This window comes from Salinarchaeum laminariae (genome assembly GCF_023204835.1).
Lineage (GTDB): Archaea > Halobacteriota > Halobacteria > Halobacteriales > Salinarchaeaceae > Salinarchaeum > Salinarchaeum laminariae.
Genome location: NZ_CP096270.1, coordinates 572399 through 586350, shown reverse-complemented (window position 1 = coordinate 586350; position 13952 = coordinate 572399). Strand labels below are relative to the sequence as shown.

The window sequence follows — 13952 nt, the reverse complement described above, 5'->3', positions numbered from 1 at the left end:
GTCGGCCCCAAGCCGCCGTCACTGGACTGGCGCCAGCGGTCCGTGCTCGGTTTCAGGCGACGCCGTCGGTGTCACCGTCGTCGGTGTACGCGTCGACCGATCCCCAGATCACGGCGATCAGGAGGAGGAGGCCGCCCAGCACCGTCAGGTAGAGGCCGAGCTTCGGCTCGTGGGTCGGGTAGTCGGTGATCTGGTCCCAGGCGTTGTACCCGACGGCGATCGTGACCACGCTCGCGAGCGCCCCGCCGAGACGCGCGACGATGCCCCACTCGAACGCCGCGCCGAGCGCGAGCGTGGCCAGCGCGACCCCCATCGTGGTGTAGCCGTCGTCGTACGCCAGCCCCGTCGTCGGGTCGCCGTTCTGGGTGAACCAGGGGAGGAGCGCGGCGACGATCACCGCGAAGATCCCACCGAGCGCGAGATACGCGCTCCAGGGCACCTCGTCGGGGTCCGTGTACACCATCGGTTCAGCGCACGCACCGGGTCACTAAATGCGCTGGGGACTGCTACGAGGCCGGCCGATGTCGGGCGGGTCGGCCGCCTGCCGTCGGACGTTCGTCTGACGGTAGCGCCGATATTCCTAAGTCGACAGGGACCGCAGTTCGGGATGTTAGCACGAACCATGGATTTGCACAGAACGCGACCGGCACGAGGGGCAGAGCGCACGATCGGTCACCAGCGGGTGGGCCATCAGGGACTGCTGTGGCCGCGGCCGACCAGCGCCGCCGTTGCTGTGCCGCGAGGCACCGACGGCCGGTGGCGTCCTCTCCCGGGTAGCGCGAGGCCGAAATCTCGGAGCTGCAGACGGTCGCGCACCAGCACAAGACATATCGGGCGCCGCACCCGAGCACGGCACAACCCTCCCCACCAATGAACGAAGTCCAACTCGAAGTCGCGAAGGCCTACCCCAACGACTCTGGGCGAGGCATCGCCCGGCTGGATCCGGACACGCTGCTCCACCTGAAGCTCTCTCCCGGCGACATCATCGAGATCGAGGGGGCGGACTCGACCGCGGCCAAGGTCTGGCGCGCCGACCGCCAGGACTGGAACACCGACACCGTCCGCATCGACGGGTTCACGCGTCAGAACGCCGACGTCGGGATCGGCGAGCGCGTCGAAATCCGGAAAGCCGAAGCGACGAAAGCGGACTCGCTCGTGCTCGCGCCGCCGGAGGAGGCGTCCGTGCAGTTCGGCTCCGACGCCGCGGGCATGGTCAAGCGGCAGATCCTCAAGCGGCCGGTCGTCGAGCGCGACATCGTCCCGGTCATGTCCTCGACGAACCATCCGTTCATGCGATCTCCGGGGCAGGCGATCCCGCTGATCGCCGTCGAGACCGAGCCCGAGGGCGTCGTCCTCGTCACCGAGGACACCGACGTCGAGCTTCGCGAGGAGCCGATCTCCGGCTTCGAGAAGACCGGCGGCGGCATCACCTACGAGGACATCGGCGGGCTCTCCGGGGAGATCCAGCGGGTGCGAGAGATGGTCGAGCTGCCGATGAAGCACCCCCAGATCTTCAAGAAGCTGGGGATCGAGCCGCCCCAGGGCGTCCTGCTCCACGGCCCGCCCGGGACCGGCAAGACGCTGCTGGCGAAAGCGGTGGCCAACGAGACCTCTGCGAGTTTCTTCTCTATCGCCGGCCCGGAGATCATCTCGAAGTACTACGGTGAGTCCGAACAGCAACTCAGGGAGATCTTCGAGGACGCGACCGAGGAGTCGCCGTCGATCATCTTCATCGACGAACTCGACTCCATCGCGCCCAAACGCGAAGACGTCACGGGCGAAGTCGAGCGCCGCGTCGTCGCCCAGCTGCTGACGATGATGGACGGCCTCGAATCGCGGGGGCAGGTCATCGTCATCGCGGCGACGAACCGCGTCGACTCCGTCGACCCCGCGCTCCGCCGTCCGGGTCGCTTCGACCGCGAGATCGAGATCGGCGTCCCCGACGAGACTGGCCGCGAGGAGATCCTGCAGATCCACACTCGCGGGATGCCGCTCTCCGACGACGTCGATCTTGGCCACCTCGCCGACGAGACCCACGGGTTCGTCGGCGCGGACATCGAGAGCCTGACGAAGGAGGCCGCGATGAAAGCTCTGCGGCGCTACCTCCCCGAGATCGACCTCGACGAGGAAGACATCCCGCCGAGCCTCATCGACCGGATGATCGTCAAACGCGACGACTTCCGCGGCGCGCTCAACGAGGTCGAACCCTCCGCGATGCGGGAGGTACTCGTCGAGCTTCCGAAGGTCTCCTGGGACGACGTCGGCGGTCTCGACGAGGCCAAACGCGACATCAAAGAGTCCGTCGAGTGGCCGATGCGCGATCCTCAGCGGTTCGTCCGCATGGGCATCGAACCGCCGAAAGGGATACTGCTCTACGGCCCGCCGGGCACCGGGAAGACCCTGATGGCGAAAGCCGTCGCCAACGAGACCAACGCGAACTTCATCTCGGTGCGCGGCCCGCAGCTCCTCAGCAAGTGGGTCGGCGAGTCCGAGAAGGCGATCCGCCAGACGTTCCGGAAGGCCCGGCAGGTCGCACCGACGGTGATCTTCTTCGACGAACTGGACTCGCTGGCGCCGAATCGGAGCCAGGAGATGGGGAGCAACGTCTCCGAGCGCGTCGTCAACCAGCTGCTGACCGAGCTGGACGGCCTCGAGGAGATGGAGCACGTGATGGTCATCGGCGCGACGAACCGCCCCGACATGATCGATCCCGCGCTCATCCGGTCCGGGCGCTTCGACCGGCTCGTCATGGTCGGCCAGCCCGATCAGGAGGGCCGCGAGCAGATCCTCCGGATCCACACCGGCGACACGCCGCTGGCCGCCGACGTCAGCCTGCGTGAGATCGCCGAGCGCTCCGACGGCTACGTCGGCTCCGACCTCGAGACGATCGCCCGCGAGGCCGCCATCGAGGCGCTCCGGGACGACGACGAGGCCGAGGAGGTCGAGATGAAACACTTCCGCGGCGCGATGGAGACGGTGCGTCCGACGATCACCGAGGAGCTACTGGAGTACTACGACGGCGTCGAAGAGGAGTTCCGCGGCGGCAGCGCCGAGCCCGGCCGCGGGCGCAGAGGCAGCCGTATCGGGTTCCAATAGCGGACCTTTTTTCGAGGAGGGTTTCCTCGGTCGCGCAGAGCGCGACCTGCGGGAACCCACCACGAAAAAATCTCCACCAAAAAAGGCCGATAGCTCGGGCTCCGCCCTCGCTATCGGTCAAACCGCTCGCGCGCTTTGCGCGCTCGCGGTGTGCTGGACTGAAGCCGGCAGCCGTGGGGGAACGCATTTTGTGATTGCCTGAGGTTGACTAGCCGTACTGCAATGCCCACGGCCCGCTCCATTCACGAGGACGAACTCGACGAGCTGCTGGCGCTCTACGAAATGTTGAGCACGAGCAACGAGTCGCTCGATCCCGTGGATCCGGCGGTTCGCGAGGAGTTCGAGACGATGCTCGCCGAGGACTCGCTGACGATCGTCGCGGTCGAGCACGACGACCGCGTCGTCGCGACGTGCATGGTGTCGGTGACGCGGAATCTCACGCACGACGTGCGGCCGTGGGCGGTGATGGAGAACGTCGTGACACACGAGGCGTACCGCGGACAGGGCTTTGGCACCGCGGCTGTCGAGCACGGGTTCGACGTCGCCGACGCTGCGGGCTGCTACAAGGTCATGCTGCTGACCGGGCGTGAATCCGACGCCGTCCACCAGTTCTACGAGGACTGTGGGTTCGATCGCGAGGAGAAGACCGGGTACGTTCGGTATCTCGATCCGTCCTAACGCGATCGACCGGCGGATCCGACGTCCGACCGTGGATGGCTCGGTTGCAGTCTATGACACAGTGCAGTAGCTTGAAGGGCTGAACCGACGACCTCCAGCCATGTCGCCCGCCCAGACGCCGATCGAGAACGGCGGTCCGCCGGGGATCGCGACGGTCATCCTCGGGATCTTCGTCGTACTTGCCGACCTCGTGCTGGTGTACGGCCTGCTCGCCACCGGAGGCCTTCCGCCGATCGCGGTGTACGGCGCCACCGCGCTCGTCGCGGTTCTCATCGGTGGGTCCTTTCTCGCGGTCGTCGGCCGCCGGGTCGTCGGCGATGGGGCTGTGAATGGTGGAGATCCGCCGTTTCGCACGCGCCTCGCCAGAGTGGTCGTCTCGATCACCGTGCTGACCGGCGTGACGTTTCTGTTCGGATACGGCGGTGGCCTCTTGCTGGCGCTGATCGCGGCCGTCGGCGGCCCGGAGCCGACGACTGCCGACGGCGATCTGCTGCGGAACCGGCTGCTGGAGTGGCCGGATCGCAATCGGGAGTTCATGCAGACAAATGGCCACGGGACGCTCCCGCTCCGGCCCTGATCGGAGATCGATCGGGACCGAGCGCATTCGAACAGTGCGTTTGACTGGCGCTCTCGATTGGTCCACTCCTCCACCGCACCGGGTCTCACTCGACGCGTACCCGACCGTACCAACTGCCATCGTCTGCGCCGCGCACGACGGATCGCCACCGCTGGGGCTGGGGAGAAATTTCCCAAAATCGCAAGCAGGCGTCGCGTTACACGACCGTACCAAACTCGCTAAGGGCGTTCCAGCATTTCGTGTAGATATGAGCGCGACCGCCGCTGTCTCGGCAACCAGCCTCACGGACAAACAACAGCAGATCCTGGGCTACCTTCGCGAGCAGGTGCACGCGAAGACGTACTTCAAGTCCCGACTCATCGCCGAGGAGCTCGGCCTGAGCGCCAAAGAAGTGGGAACGAACATGACCGCCATCGCCGACGGCGACCTCGATCTCGACGTCGAGCGGTGGGGCTACTCGTCGTCCACCACGTGGAAAGTAACCGTGTAAGGGGCATAATCGCGCCGACCCCAAATTTCCGTCGCGAACCCACTTGTGGCTGCGGTCGTGCGGTTCCAAACCTGTGGCTCACGGTTTTTACCAATGCAGCGTCGGACTGTCAGTCGCTCAGCTCTCTCTCTCTCTCGAACGGCGCCGCTCTCAGGGATCGAAAGCGATCAGATCGTCGGCCTCGCTCGCGAGTGCGACCGCGTCGGCGTCGAAGGAGTTCGCGTACCGCACCACCAGTGCCAGCACGGTCTCTGGCTGTTCGAGCCGGTAGCCCTCGTCGTCACGACTGAGGAGTTCGGCGGATTCCAGCGTTCCAGCGTGCCGGCTGACCGTCGGTCGGGAGACGCCGACGGTTTCGGCGAGACTCGCACCGGACTGCCCCGGCTCCCGAAGCAGCGCGAGTACCATCGCTCGCGGGGTCTCCTTTCGCAACGCGGCGAGTGCCGTCCGCTCGACGTCGGAGAACGTGTCTGCGGGGTAGTACCGGGCGTAGTCGCCGTCTTCCTCCCGGACGACGGCGCTGTCGGCCGATAGCTGTCGGAGATGGTGCTGGGTCTCGCCGGTGCCCAGCCGGAGATCGTCCCGGACCTTCGAGAAGTGAGCGCCGGGCGTCGCCGAGAGGTAGCCCACGATCGCCTCGCGGGCGTCGCTACCCTCCGCGGCACCACTGCTGCCGGATGCAGCGAGCCCCGTGGGGATCGCGGCACCGAGCGCTGCGAACCGTCGCAGCGTGGCCCGCTTGTCCTCGTCGACGCCCCGGTCGGTCATGGTAGTAGTACGGTTGGTGGACGGTTACGTCCGTTGGTGGTTCCCCGGTCCGCGCTGCAAAAAGGGTTGCGTCGGCGGACAGCGGTGGTATCGACCGGGATCCGATCCGGGAACCATCGGTGGTGGGCACTCTGGGACGACTGGATACTGCAATCTGGATAGGTGGTGCTCTGGAATTGCGGATCCCGAAAGCCCCAAGCGCTCGATGATCCGGGGCTTGCTGCGCTCTTCGGCCACCGCCGAAACGCGTGCCATCGCTGACCACAGGGACTTCGCTCGACTGGGTGAATCACAGGGTGGGACTTCGGAAGGGGCCGACCGCTCGATCCGGCCCCGACGAAGCAAGCACTGCAGCGAACGTAGTGAGCGAAGCGCGCAGCGAGTCGCGGACGGTCGAGCGGGAGGGGGCTTCCGTAGCGGTTCGCTGGGCGCTCGACCCACCTGAAACTGCAATCCCCTTTAGTCAGATCGACCGCTCACAAACCGACTGACCAGAAGCAAGCGACTTCCAAACCGATTCGATCGCGCGCTCAGGCGTCCTTCGAATCGTTGTCGAACTCGAACTCGTCGTCTGCTTCGTCGACGACCTCGTCGGGGTCCTTGATGTTCGTGGAGGTCTGGCCCTCTTTGACCGCCTCGGCCTGCTCCTCGATCTCCTCGATCGCGCCCTGCATGTCGGCCTCCTCGTCGATGTTCTGCAGGATCTTGTCGATGTCGTCGAGCCCGAGCATCTCGCGGGTTTCGGCGTCGAAGTCGAGCGAGTCGAGCTCTGCGCCGTCGCCCTGGACGTCCGACCCGGTGAGGTGTTTGCCGTAGCGGCCGACGAGCGAGGACAGCTCCTGTGGGAGCACGAACGTCGTGGACTCGCCCTGGCCGATCGCTTCGAGGGTCTCCATCCCCTTCTCGATGACGGCGCGCTCGCCCATCGACTCGGCGGAGCGGGCTCGCAGCACGGTGGAGATGGCGTCACCCTGGGCCTCGAGGATCTGGGACTGCTTCTCACCCTGGGCGCGGATGATGTTGGACTGCTTGTCACCCTCGGCCGTCTCGATTGCACTGCGGCGTTCACCCTGCGCTTCGAGGATCATGGCGCGGCGACGGCGCTCGGCGGAGGTCTGTTCCTCCATCGCCTGCTGGACGTCGGGCGAGGGGTTGACCTCGCGAACTTCGACGGACTCGACCCGGATACCCCACTCGTCGGTGGGCTCGTCGAGCTCCGTGCGGATCTTGGCGTTGATCTGCTGGCGCTTGTTGAGGGTGTCGTCGAGTTCCATGTCGCCGAGTACGGCGCGGAGCGTGGTCTGGGCGAGGTTGGAGACGGCGTTCTTGTAGTTATCGACCTCGAGGAACGCCTTCTTCGCGTCCATCACCTTGATGTAGACGACGGCGTCGGCGGTGACCGGCGAGTTGTCCCGGGTGATCGCCTCCTGGCGCGGGACGTCCAGCGTCTGGGTTCGCATGTCGAACGTGTAGGTCTTCGAGACGAACGGGGGAACGAAGTTGATCCCCGGTTCGAGGAGCTTGCGGTACTCACCGAAGACGGTCAGGGCTCGTTTCTCGTAGGCGTTCACGATCTCGATAGAGCTCGCGACGGCCACGATTGCGAGGATCAACAGGACGGCACCGATGATCGTCACGCCCTGCGTGACCCCTTGGAGCGGGAGGACCTCGATCATAGTTACTTCTTCACGAAGCGCCGTTAAAAATCCTTGCAGCCCGGCGATCGCCCCTCGTTCGCACTGACCTCCTCAGGCGCCGGAGGCCGACTCGGGTTCGCCGACTGGCTCGTCGCCCGTCCCGTCGTCGCTCTCGCGGGCCAGCTCCCGATCGATCTGGTCGTCCTCCAACCCGTCCAGTGCGGTGACCGTGACGACGTTGCCACCACCCGGATCGACGACGATGATCTCCTCGCCCTCCTCGATCGTCCGGTCGACGGCGCGGGCCTGGTAGATGGGATTGAAGCCGCCGTCGTCGAGCTTCACGCGTCCGTCGGTTTCGGTCACCCTGTCGAGGACCCGGCCGGTCGCGCCCCGAAGCGAGTCCGAGCTGCTGGTCTGGGCCGTCGTCCCGCCGTAGAGGTCGTACTCGCGATAGACGAACAGTGCGACCGCACCGATCGCAAGCGTCGTCCCAGCGAGTGCGATCGGCGAGGCCAGCGGCGTGACGACGACGCCGAGCATCCCCGCGAACAGCAGGGCGACGCCGAGTACGATGAGGTGTGCGCCCGGCGACATCGCCTCGGCGATCATGAGGCCAAGCCCGATCAACATCAGGAGGACTGGCAACTCGAATCCGAAGACTGCCATAGCTCACCTTCCCGCCACGGCCGATTAATCCTTCCGCTGGTGCGACCCTGAAACGACGATTCCGGTGCCGATCGACGTACTGCCCCACTCGGCCGCCGACCCTCAGCCGCCGAACACCACGACCGCTCGATAGATAACGAACAGCCCCAGCAGGACCCCGAGCACCACGAAGAGGACGTTTTCGAGCTCCGGCGTCTCGGGGACGATCTCCGGCCGCGGCGGCGCCTCCTCCGATCGAGCGCCGAACACGCCGGCGATCGAGGGTTCGTACTCCTCCTCTTCGTCGTCAGATGCCGCGTTGGTTGCCGCGTTCTTCTCGGCGTCTGGCCTCGAGTCGTCGCCGTCGTGGGGTGTCGCATCCCCGCCGCTCTCGAATCGGTCTGGATCCTCGGTCCCCACACCATCGGCACCGCCGCCGCTACCCGAATCGCCGTCCTGACTCGCCGCACCGGACGATTCGTCGTCCGCTCCGACCCACTCGAAGCCGTCCGAATCGTCGCTCATACCTACTGGTCGGCGCCCCGACGCAAAAAGGCCGCGTCCTGCCCTGCCCTGCGCCTACTCTGTCCCCTGCGCTCTCCCCTGCCGCGTACCCCCCGATCCCGACGTGCCGACCTTGCGTGCCGATCAGGGGCGATCCGACTGCTCGCGGTCCGGATCCGCTCCCCGCCCGTCGCGCCCGCGTTCGATGGTGCCGGCGTAGACCACGCCGCGCTCGGCGCCGAGGGTCACCACGTCACCAGCGCCGATCCAGTCGTCCACCGTCGCACCGCTGATCATCGGCAGTTCGAGTTCGCGCGCGACCATCGCCGGGTAGCCGGTCATCCCCTCGCGGGCGTCGACGATCCCGGCCAGCCGGGAGGCATCGCCGGTGAACTCCGCGTCGAAGGAGTCGTCGAGAACGAGGATAGAGCCTGCCTCGACGGACGTCAGATCGCCGTCGGGTGCTCGCGAGACGGGCCCGGTGACCCGTCCTGCGACGACGGAGCGACCGGTGGCGATTGTCTCCGCAGCGACGTGGACCTTCAGCATGTTCGTCGTCTGCGCGCCCTCGAGCTCGGTCATCATCCCGGAGAGGACGACGACCGTGTCGCCGCTGTCGGCGACCCCGGCGTCCAGCGCGGACTCGACGGAGGTCTCGACGACCTTGTCGGCACCGCCCTCGACGAACGATCTCGTCATCGGGATGACGCCGCCGGAGAGCGCCAGCTGTCTGCGAACTTTCTCGCTGGGCGTCGTGGCGACCACCGGGACGCCGGGTCGGAACTTCGCGGTCTTCAACGCGGTGTACCCGGATTCGGAGGCGGCGACGACCGCCGTCGCTCCGAGATCCCGCGCGAGGAAACGCGCCGAGCGAGCGAGCGCTCCCGTTCGGCTCTCGCCAGCGGCGGGGACGCGCTGCTCCCGGAGTTCGGCGTACTCGTCGCTCTCCTCGGCCTCCTCGACGATCCGGTCCATCGCCTCCACGACGCGGACCGGGTGCTCGCCGACGGCGGTTTCTCCGGAGAGCATCACCGCGTCGGTGCCGTCGAGGACGGCGTTGGCGACGTCGGAGGCCTCCGCGCGGGTCGGCCGACGCTCGGCGATCATCGAGTCGAGCATCTCCGTGGCGGTGATGACCGGAACGCCCGCGGAGCGAGCCTCCCGAATGATCCGCTTTTGAATGATCGGCACGTCCTCCATCGGGCACTCCACGCCGAGGTCGCCGCGGGCAACCATCACGCCGTAGGCGGCGTCGACGATCCCTTCCAGATTGTCGACGGCGCCGGCGCGCTCGATCTTCGCAATGATCGGCACGTCAGCGCCCACGTCCTCGAGCACGCCGTTGACCTCGAGCACGTCCTCGCGGTCCCGGACGAAGCTCGCTGCGACGAAATCCACGCCGGGATCCGCTGCGAGTTCGAGATCCGCCCGATCTTTCTCCGTGACGACGTCGAGTTCGAGATCGACGCCGGGGACGTTCACGCCCTTGCGGCCGCCGAGCTCCCCGCCGTCGACGACGCGGGCGATCACGTCGTCGCCGTCGACCTCGGAGACGATCGTCTCGATGCGGCCGTCGTCGAGCAAGACGTGGTCGTCCGGTTCGACGCCAGCGAGCGGGATCGACAGCCCGACTTCCTCCGGCGTCGCGTCGTCGCCCTCGACGAAGCGGATCATCGAGCCGGTCTCCAGTTCGATGGGCGCCTCGATCGGCGCGGTTCGGATCTCCGGTCCCTGGAGGTCCAGCATGACGGCGACGGGGCGGTCGAGCTCTCGGTCGACCGACCGGACGCGCTCGATCATGGCGCGTCGATCCTCGCGGCTTCCGTGACTGGCGTTCAGCCGAGCGACCGACATCCCGGCCTGGGCCAGCTCTCGGATCGTCTCACGGGAGCCGGAGGCCGGCCCTAGCGTGCAGACGATCTTCGCATTGCGCATGGGAGAGCTATAGACGGACCCCGGGAAAAACACGGTGGTTACTCGCTGCCGAGTCAGCGTCCGTGGGCTGGCGAATCCCCGAGCGATCGGGGCGATTCACACCGAACAGTGTGCGAACGTCCGCATGCCAGCGCCGCCGATCAGTCGACGCCGATTCAGAGCAACAGCGTCTCCAGCGCACCCAGCTGGTTCACGCTCGCGGACGGTCCCTCGTCGTTCCGGACGTGGATCGCCGTCCAGCCCGCCTGTTCTGCCGGTCCGACGTCCGTCTCGTACTCGTCGGCGACGTAGACGTGCTCGGCGGGCTCGACGCCGTTCGAGGCGAGTCGCTCGGCCGCGGTCGCGAATATCGCGGTATCGGGCTTGCGGACGCCGACCTCGTTCGAGATCACGACCGCGTCGAAGGCGTCCTCAAGTCCGTGTGCAGCGAGCTTCTCGCGCTGGAGTGCACCCTCGCCGTTGGAGAGCACGCCGACGGCCGCCGCCCGATCGGCGACGGTCTCGACGGTCTCCCGGGCACCGTCGACGAGCGTCGTCGATTCGACCTCGATTTCGCGGTAGGCCGTGGCCGCTTCCGCGGGGTCGACGCTGACGCCGAGCTCCGTGGCGACGGCTTCGAAGGCCAGTTCGAACGGTTCGGCCTCGCACTCCTCGAGTGCGGAGAAGATCCGCTCGGCGAAGACGTCGTGGGCGGCCTCCGGCGGGTTGCGCACACCGGCGGCGACCAGTGAGTCGCGTACGAGCACGTCGAAGGACTGGTCGAACTGACAGAGCGTGCCGTCGAGGTCGAACCAGACTGCAGTGTCGGTCATACCCCGGGTTCCGGGCGCTGGCCACTTCCATGCCGCGATGCGTGCCGCCGACGGAGTTTCATGCAGCTGGCCATCGTACGACGGGTATGGACCCTCCAGAGAGCGCGCCGCGGTGCCTGGTGTTGTTCGCAACGTCGCTGTTCCTGCTGACGTTCGGGATCGGGTACGCGGTCGTCGTCGGCACGACGTTCGCCGACTTCGCGGTGATCGTCGGCGGACTGATCGTCGGCTGGGTCGCGTTTTTCTACTGTCTCGGCCACCTCTCGAGTTGGGCTGGTCTCCCGACCAGCACCGGGAAGGACTGAACCGCATCTCGTGGCCTCTCGGCCTCAGGCAGCCGGTTCACGTCAGCGCGGTGGCACGTCCGCCCGCAGCAACTTCAGCGCTCCTCGACGTGGCGCACGTCGACCGCGACGCCACGGGAACTCCGTCGCATCTCCGGACCGGACATCGCAGCCCTGCCGACGGCGAAGGCGAGCGGCCCCTCGACGATCACTTCGTCGCCGGGCCGGATGGCGTCGTCAGCGTCCACGACGCCTGGTGCGAGCGCGCTGCCGTGGGGAACGAACTCGTCGATCTCGACGGTCTTGACCGGGGCGTCGGAGTCGACCCACCGCTTCGCGCCCTTGAGCGTGAACGCCAATGTCCCGTACTGCGGGACGACGGCCGCGAGCTGGTCGTCTTCGGCGTCGGACTCTCGCGTGCTGCCGGCGCGGTCGACCTGCAGCTTGGGGTACCGGCCGTGGACGGTGACGTCGTCGAAGATCGCGTCGCCGGCGCCGTCGCCGATCATGTAGTCGGCGATCCCGCGGACGATCGAGCGGTAGCGCTGGCCCCTGCTGTAGCGGAGCTCGCCGTCGAGCGCGGCGTCGAGGTTCGCCAGCGATTCGTCGGTCGTGGGGTGGTCGACGACGGTGTACTCGACCGGCGGGGCGGCGTCGGTGCCGTCGTCGGCCGCGCCGTCGTCCGCTCCGACGGCCGCGATCGCCCGCTCGACGATCGGCCGATAGTCCTCGGGTACGTGAGCGACGATCCGGGGGTAGTCTGCGCGCTCGAGATAGGCGCTGAGCACGTTCGCGACGAACTCGATTTCCGTCTCGGACCAGTCGCCGGTTACGACCGAGTCGTAGTGCTGGGCGGGGTAGGTGAGTTCGAGCTCCGCGGGCACGACGCCGATCGGGCTCGTGATCGAGACGACGTGGCCGCGGAAGTCGATCGCGTCGTGGAACTGTCCGTGGCTCTGTGAGTCGCTGTAGGGTTTGGACGCCGAGCAGGGCACGAGCACGAGCGGGTGGGAATCGAAGCGCGGGCGGTAGCGTGAGGTGACCCGATCTGCGTAGCGCTGGATCTCGACGCGGCGGAGCGTGTCTTCGGAGGCTGCAGTGATCTCGGCCCGGCGGGTGAGCGGCGTTCGCTCCTCGAGATACTCCCACTGGCGGTCGAGTCGGCGGAACGACGCCGTGTGCCACTGCTCGTGGCGGCCCTGCGCCTCGACGTAATCTCGGAGCGTCCCGTCGTCGATCTTCGCACGGACGCGAGCACACTCGGCCCGAAGCTGGGCGACGTTGTGCTCGATGCAGTCCTCCCGATCGAACTCCTCGGCCGGCCCGCGACAGGCCGGACAGGGGCAGGGCAGTTCGTCGCCAGCGAGGTCCGCGAGTCGTTGCTCCCCATCGGGCGTGAGATACCAGCCCTGCGTGCCCCGGATCACTGCGCGGTCGGTGTCGAAGCAGTCGACGCCCGCGTACGCGAGCGTGGCGACGTTCCCTGGCGTCGCGACGCCGGGCAGGTAGAGCGCGGCGTCGGGCTCGATCGCCTCCCGAACTCCCACGATTGCCTCGACGAACGCCGCTGCGTGGCCTACGATCCCCTGCGCGGTGGAGAGGACGTAGGCGTCCTGTCCGAGCGCTGCTGCGGTCTCCTGGTGGATCACGGCCGCGCTCGGGTAGTCGACCGCAGGATACTCCGGCTGGAAGGAGGACTGGACCTCGGGATCGGTTCCAGCGGGGAATCCGCGGTGGGGAAGGATCGTGAGGGCGGCCTCGCTCCCGGGACCGCCGTCGCCATCGCTCGCCGCTTTCGGTACGTCGCGATCCTCGCTCCAGCGACTACCAGCGTCCTCGAGGACGTCGTCGACGAGCGCGGGCGTGGCGACCGGGTCGGTCAGGCGTAACTCGCCGGCGCGGGCTGCCCCGTCGCGCTCGTGGACCTCGAAGTACTCCGTCATACCCAAACGTCGGCATCGCTCGGCGAATAGGCGTGTCGGTCCGTGCAGCGTCGCAGTGGGGCGCCGTTGCCGAATGCCGTCGTGGAATGCTGTCACGGAATGCCCTCACGGAATGTCGTCGAAGAGTGTCACTGAGCAGGGCCTCTGAAAGCGTCACCGAGTAGCGCCTGTGAGTGCGCCATCGAGTAACGCCGTCGGTTCCTCCAGCCCGCTCTGTCACACAGGCTGCCGAGCGTCTCTTCGTTACCGTTGAAGCGGCCCAAAAGATGCCAACCGACATCGACGCGATCTACAGCCGCTCGATTTTGATTCCGCCACAGCTCCGGCAGGTATCGATCTCCATCTCGGGGTCCGAGTAGTACTCCTCCCCACAGCTCTGGCAAACGTGGGTCGGGGGTTCGTCCGGCGTCTCGGCCGTCGCCGCGCTGGCGTCGTCCGATCCACCGAGCAGGTTCTGGACCGCGTCTTTGATGCTCATTGGTTGGTCCAACGTGCATCTAGTACTGCGACAGTGTTAAGTGTTGACGTGGGACAAACAATGTGGTAGACGACTGGCTGCATCGCTCTCTAGCGGGGCAGA

General features: G+C 67.0%; 14 protein-coding genes. 5 read left to right on the top strand and 9 right to left on the bottom strand.

The features are described from left to right. Nucleotides 1–52: 52 nt before the first annotated feature. A complete protein-coding gene (locus tag MXF70_RS02800) occupies nt 53–463 on the bottom strand; it encodes a hypothetical protein (RefSeq protein WP_248517211.1) in 411 nt (136 codons plus the stop codon). A gap of 407 nt (nt 464–870) precedes the next feature. Here MXF70_RS02800 and MXF70_RS02795 point away from each other — a divergent pair, with 407 nt between their 5' ends. The 4 genes from MXF70_RS02795 (at nt 871) to MXF70_RS02780 (ending at nt 4841) form a co-directional block, all read left to right on the top strand. After that, entirely contained in the window at nt 871–3096 is a 2226-nt protein-coding gene (locus MXF70_RS02795) for a CDC48 family AAA ATPase (RefSeq protein WP_248517209.1), read from the top strand. 222 nt (nt 3097–3318) lie between these two features. Further along, nucleotides 3319–3774 carry a GNAT family N-acetyltransferase gene (locus tag MXF70_RS02790; protein WP_248517207.1) on the top strand — a complete coding sequence of 152 codons (456 nt, stop codon included), beginning with the start codon at nt 3319–3321 and terminating at the stop codon, nt 3772–3774. A 100-nt stretch (nt 3775–3874) separates the two neighbouring features. After that, nucleotides 3875–4351, top strand: a complete 477-nt coding sequence (locus tag MXF70_RS02785; RefSeq protein WP_248517205.1) for a hypothetical protein — start codon at nt 3875–3877, stop codon at nt 4349–4351. 247 nt (nt 4352–4598) lie between these two features. Continuing rightward, complete coding sequence (locus MXF70_RS02780; protein ID WP_248517203.1) at nt 4599–4841, top strand: DUF7123 family protein; 243 nt, start codon at nt 4599–4601, stop codon at nt 4839–4841. 150 nt (nt 4842–4991) lie between these two features. Here the strand turns inward: MXF70_RS02780 and MXF70_RS02775 are convergent, their stop codons facing one another. The 6 genes from MXF70_RS02775 to MXF70_RS02750 all read right to left on the bottom strand — a co-directional run bounded on the left by MXF70_RS02775 (nt 4992) and on the right by MXF70_RS02750 (nt 11145). Further along, a complete protein-coding gene (locus MXF70_RS02775; protein ID WP_248517201.1) occupies nt 4992–5609 on the bottom strand; it encodes a winged helix-turn-helix transcriptional regulator in 618 nt (205 codons plus the stop codon). Between the two features lie 530 nt (nt 5610–6139). Continuing rightward, a complete protein-coding gene (locus MXF70_RS02770) occupies nt 6140–7285 on the bottom strand; it encodes an SPFH domain-containing protein (protein ID WP_248517199.1) in 1146 nt (381 codons plus the stop codon). Between the two features lie 72 nt (nt 7286–7357). Beyond that, a complete protein-coding gene (locus tag MXF70_RS02765) occupies nt 7358–7915 on the bottom strand; it encodes an NfeD family protein (protein ID WP_248517198.1) in 558 nt (185 codons plus the stop codon). A gap of 102 nt (nt 7916–8017) precedes the next feature. Then, complete coding sequence (locus MXF70_RS02760; RefSeq protein WP_248517196.1) at nt 8018–8419, bottom strand: DUF7312 domain-containing protein; 402 nt, start codon at nt 8417–8419, stop codon at nt 8018–8020. A gap of 123 nt (nt 8420–8542) precedes the next feature. After that, nucleotides 8543–10333: a pyruvate kinase gene (pyk, locus tag MXF70_RS02755; protein ID WP_248517193.1), complete on the bottom strand. Its 1791-nt coding sequence runs from the start codon at nt 10331–10333 to the stop codon at nt 8543–8545. Nucleotides 10334–10488: 155 nt separating this feature from the next. Then, nucleotides 10489–11145, bottom strand: a complete 657-nt coding sequence (locus MXF70_RS02750; RefSeq protein ID WP_248517191.1) for an HAD family hydrolase — start codon at nt 11143–11145, stop codon at nt 10489–10491. Between the two features lie 86 nt (nt 11146–11231). Here MXF70_RS02750 and MXF70_RS02745 point away from each other — a divergent pair, with 86 nt between their 5' ends. Beyond that, complete coding sequence (locus MXF70_RS02745) at nt 11232–11450, top strand: hypothetical protein (protein WP_248517189.1); 219 nt, start codon at nt 11232–11234, stop codon at nt 11448–11450. Between the two features lie 74 nt (nt 11451–11524). Here the strand turns inward: MXF70_RS02745 and arcS are convergent, their stop codons facing one another. Beyond that, complete coding sequence (gene arcS, locus MXF70_RS02740) at nt 11525–13372, bottom strand: archaeosine synthase subunit alpha (protein WP_248517187.1); 1848 nt, start codon at nt 13370–13372, stop codon at nt 11525–11527. Between the two features lie 289 nt (nt 13373–13661). Next, nucleotides 13662–13850, bottom strand: coding sequence for a hypothetical protein (locus MXF70_RS02735; RefSeq protein ID WP_248517186.1), 189 nt, complete (start codon nt 13848–13850; stop codon nt 13662–13664). Nucleotides 13851–13952: the final 102 nt, after the last annotated feature.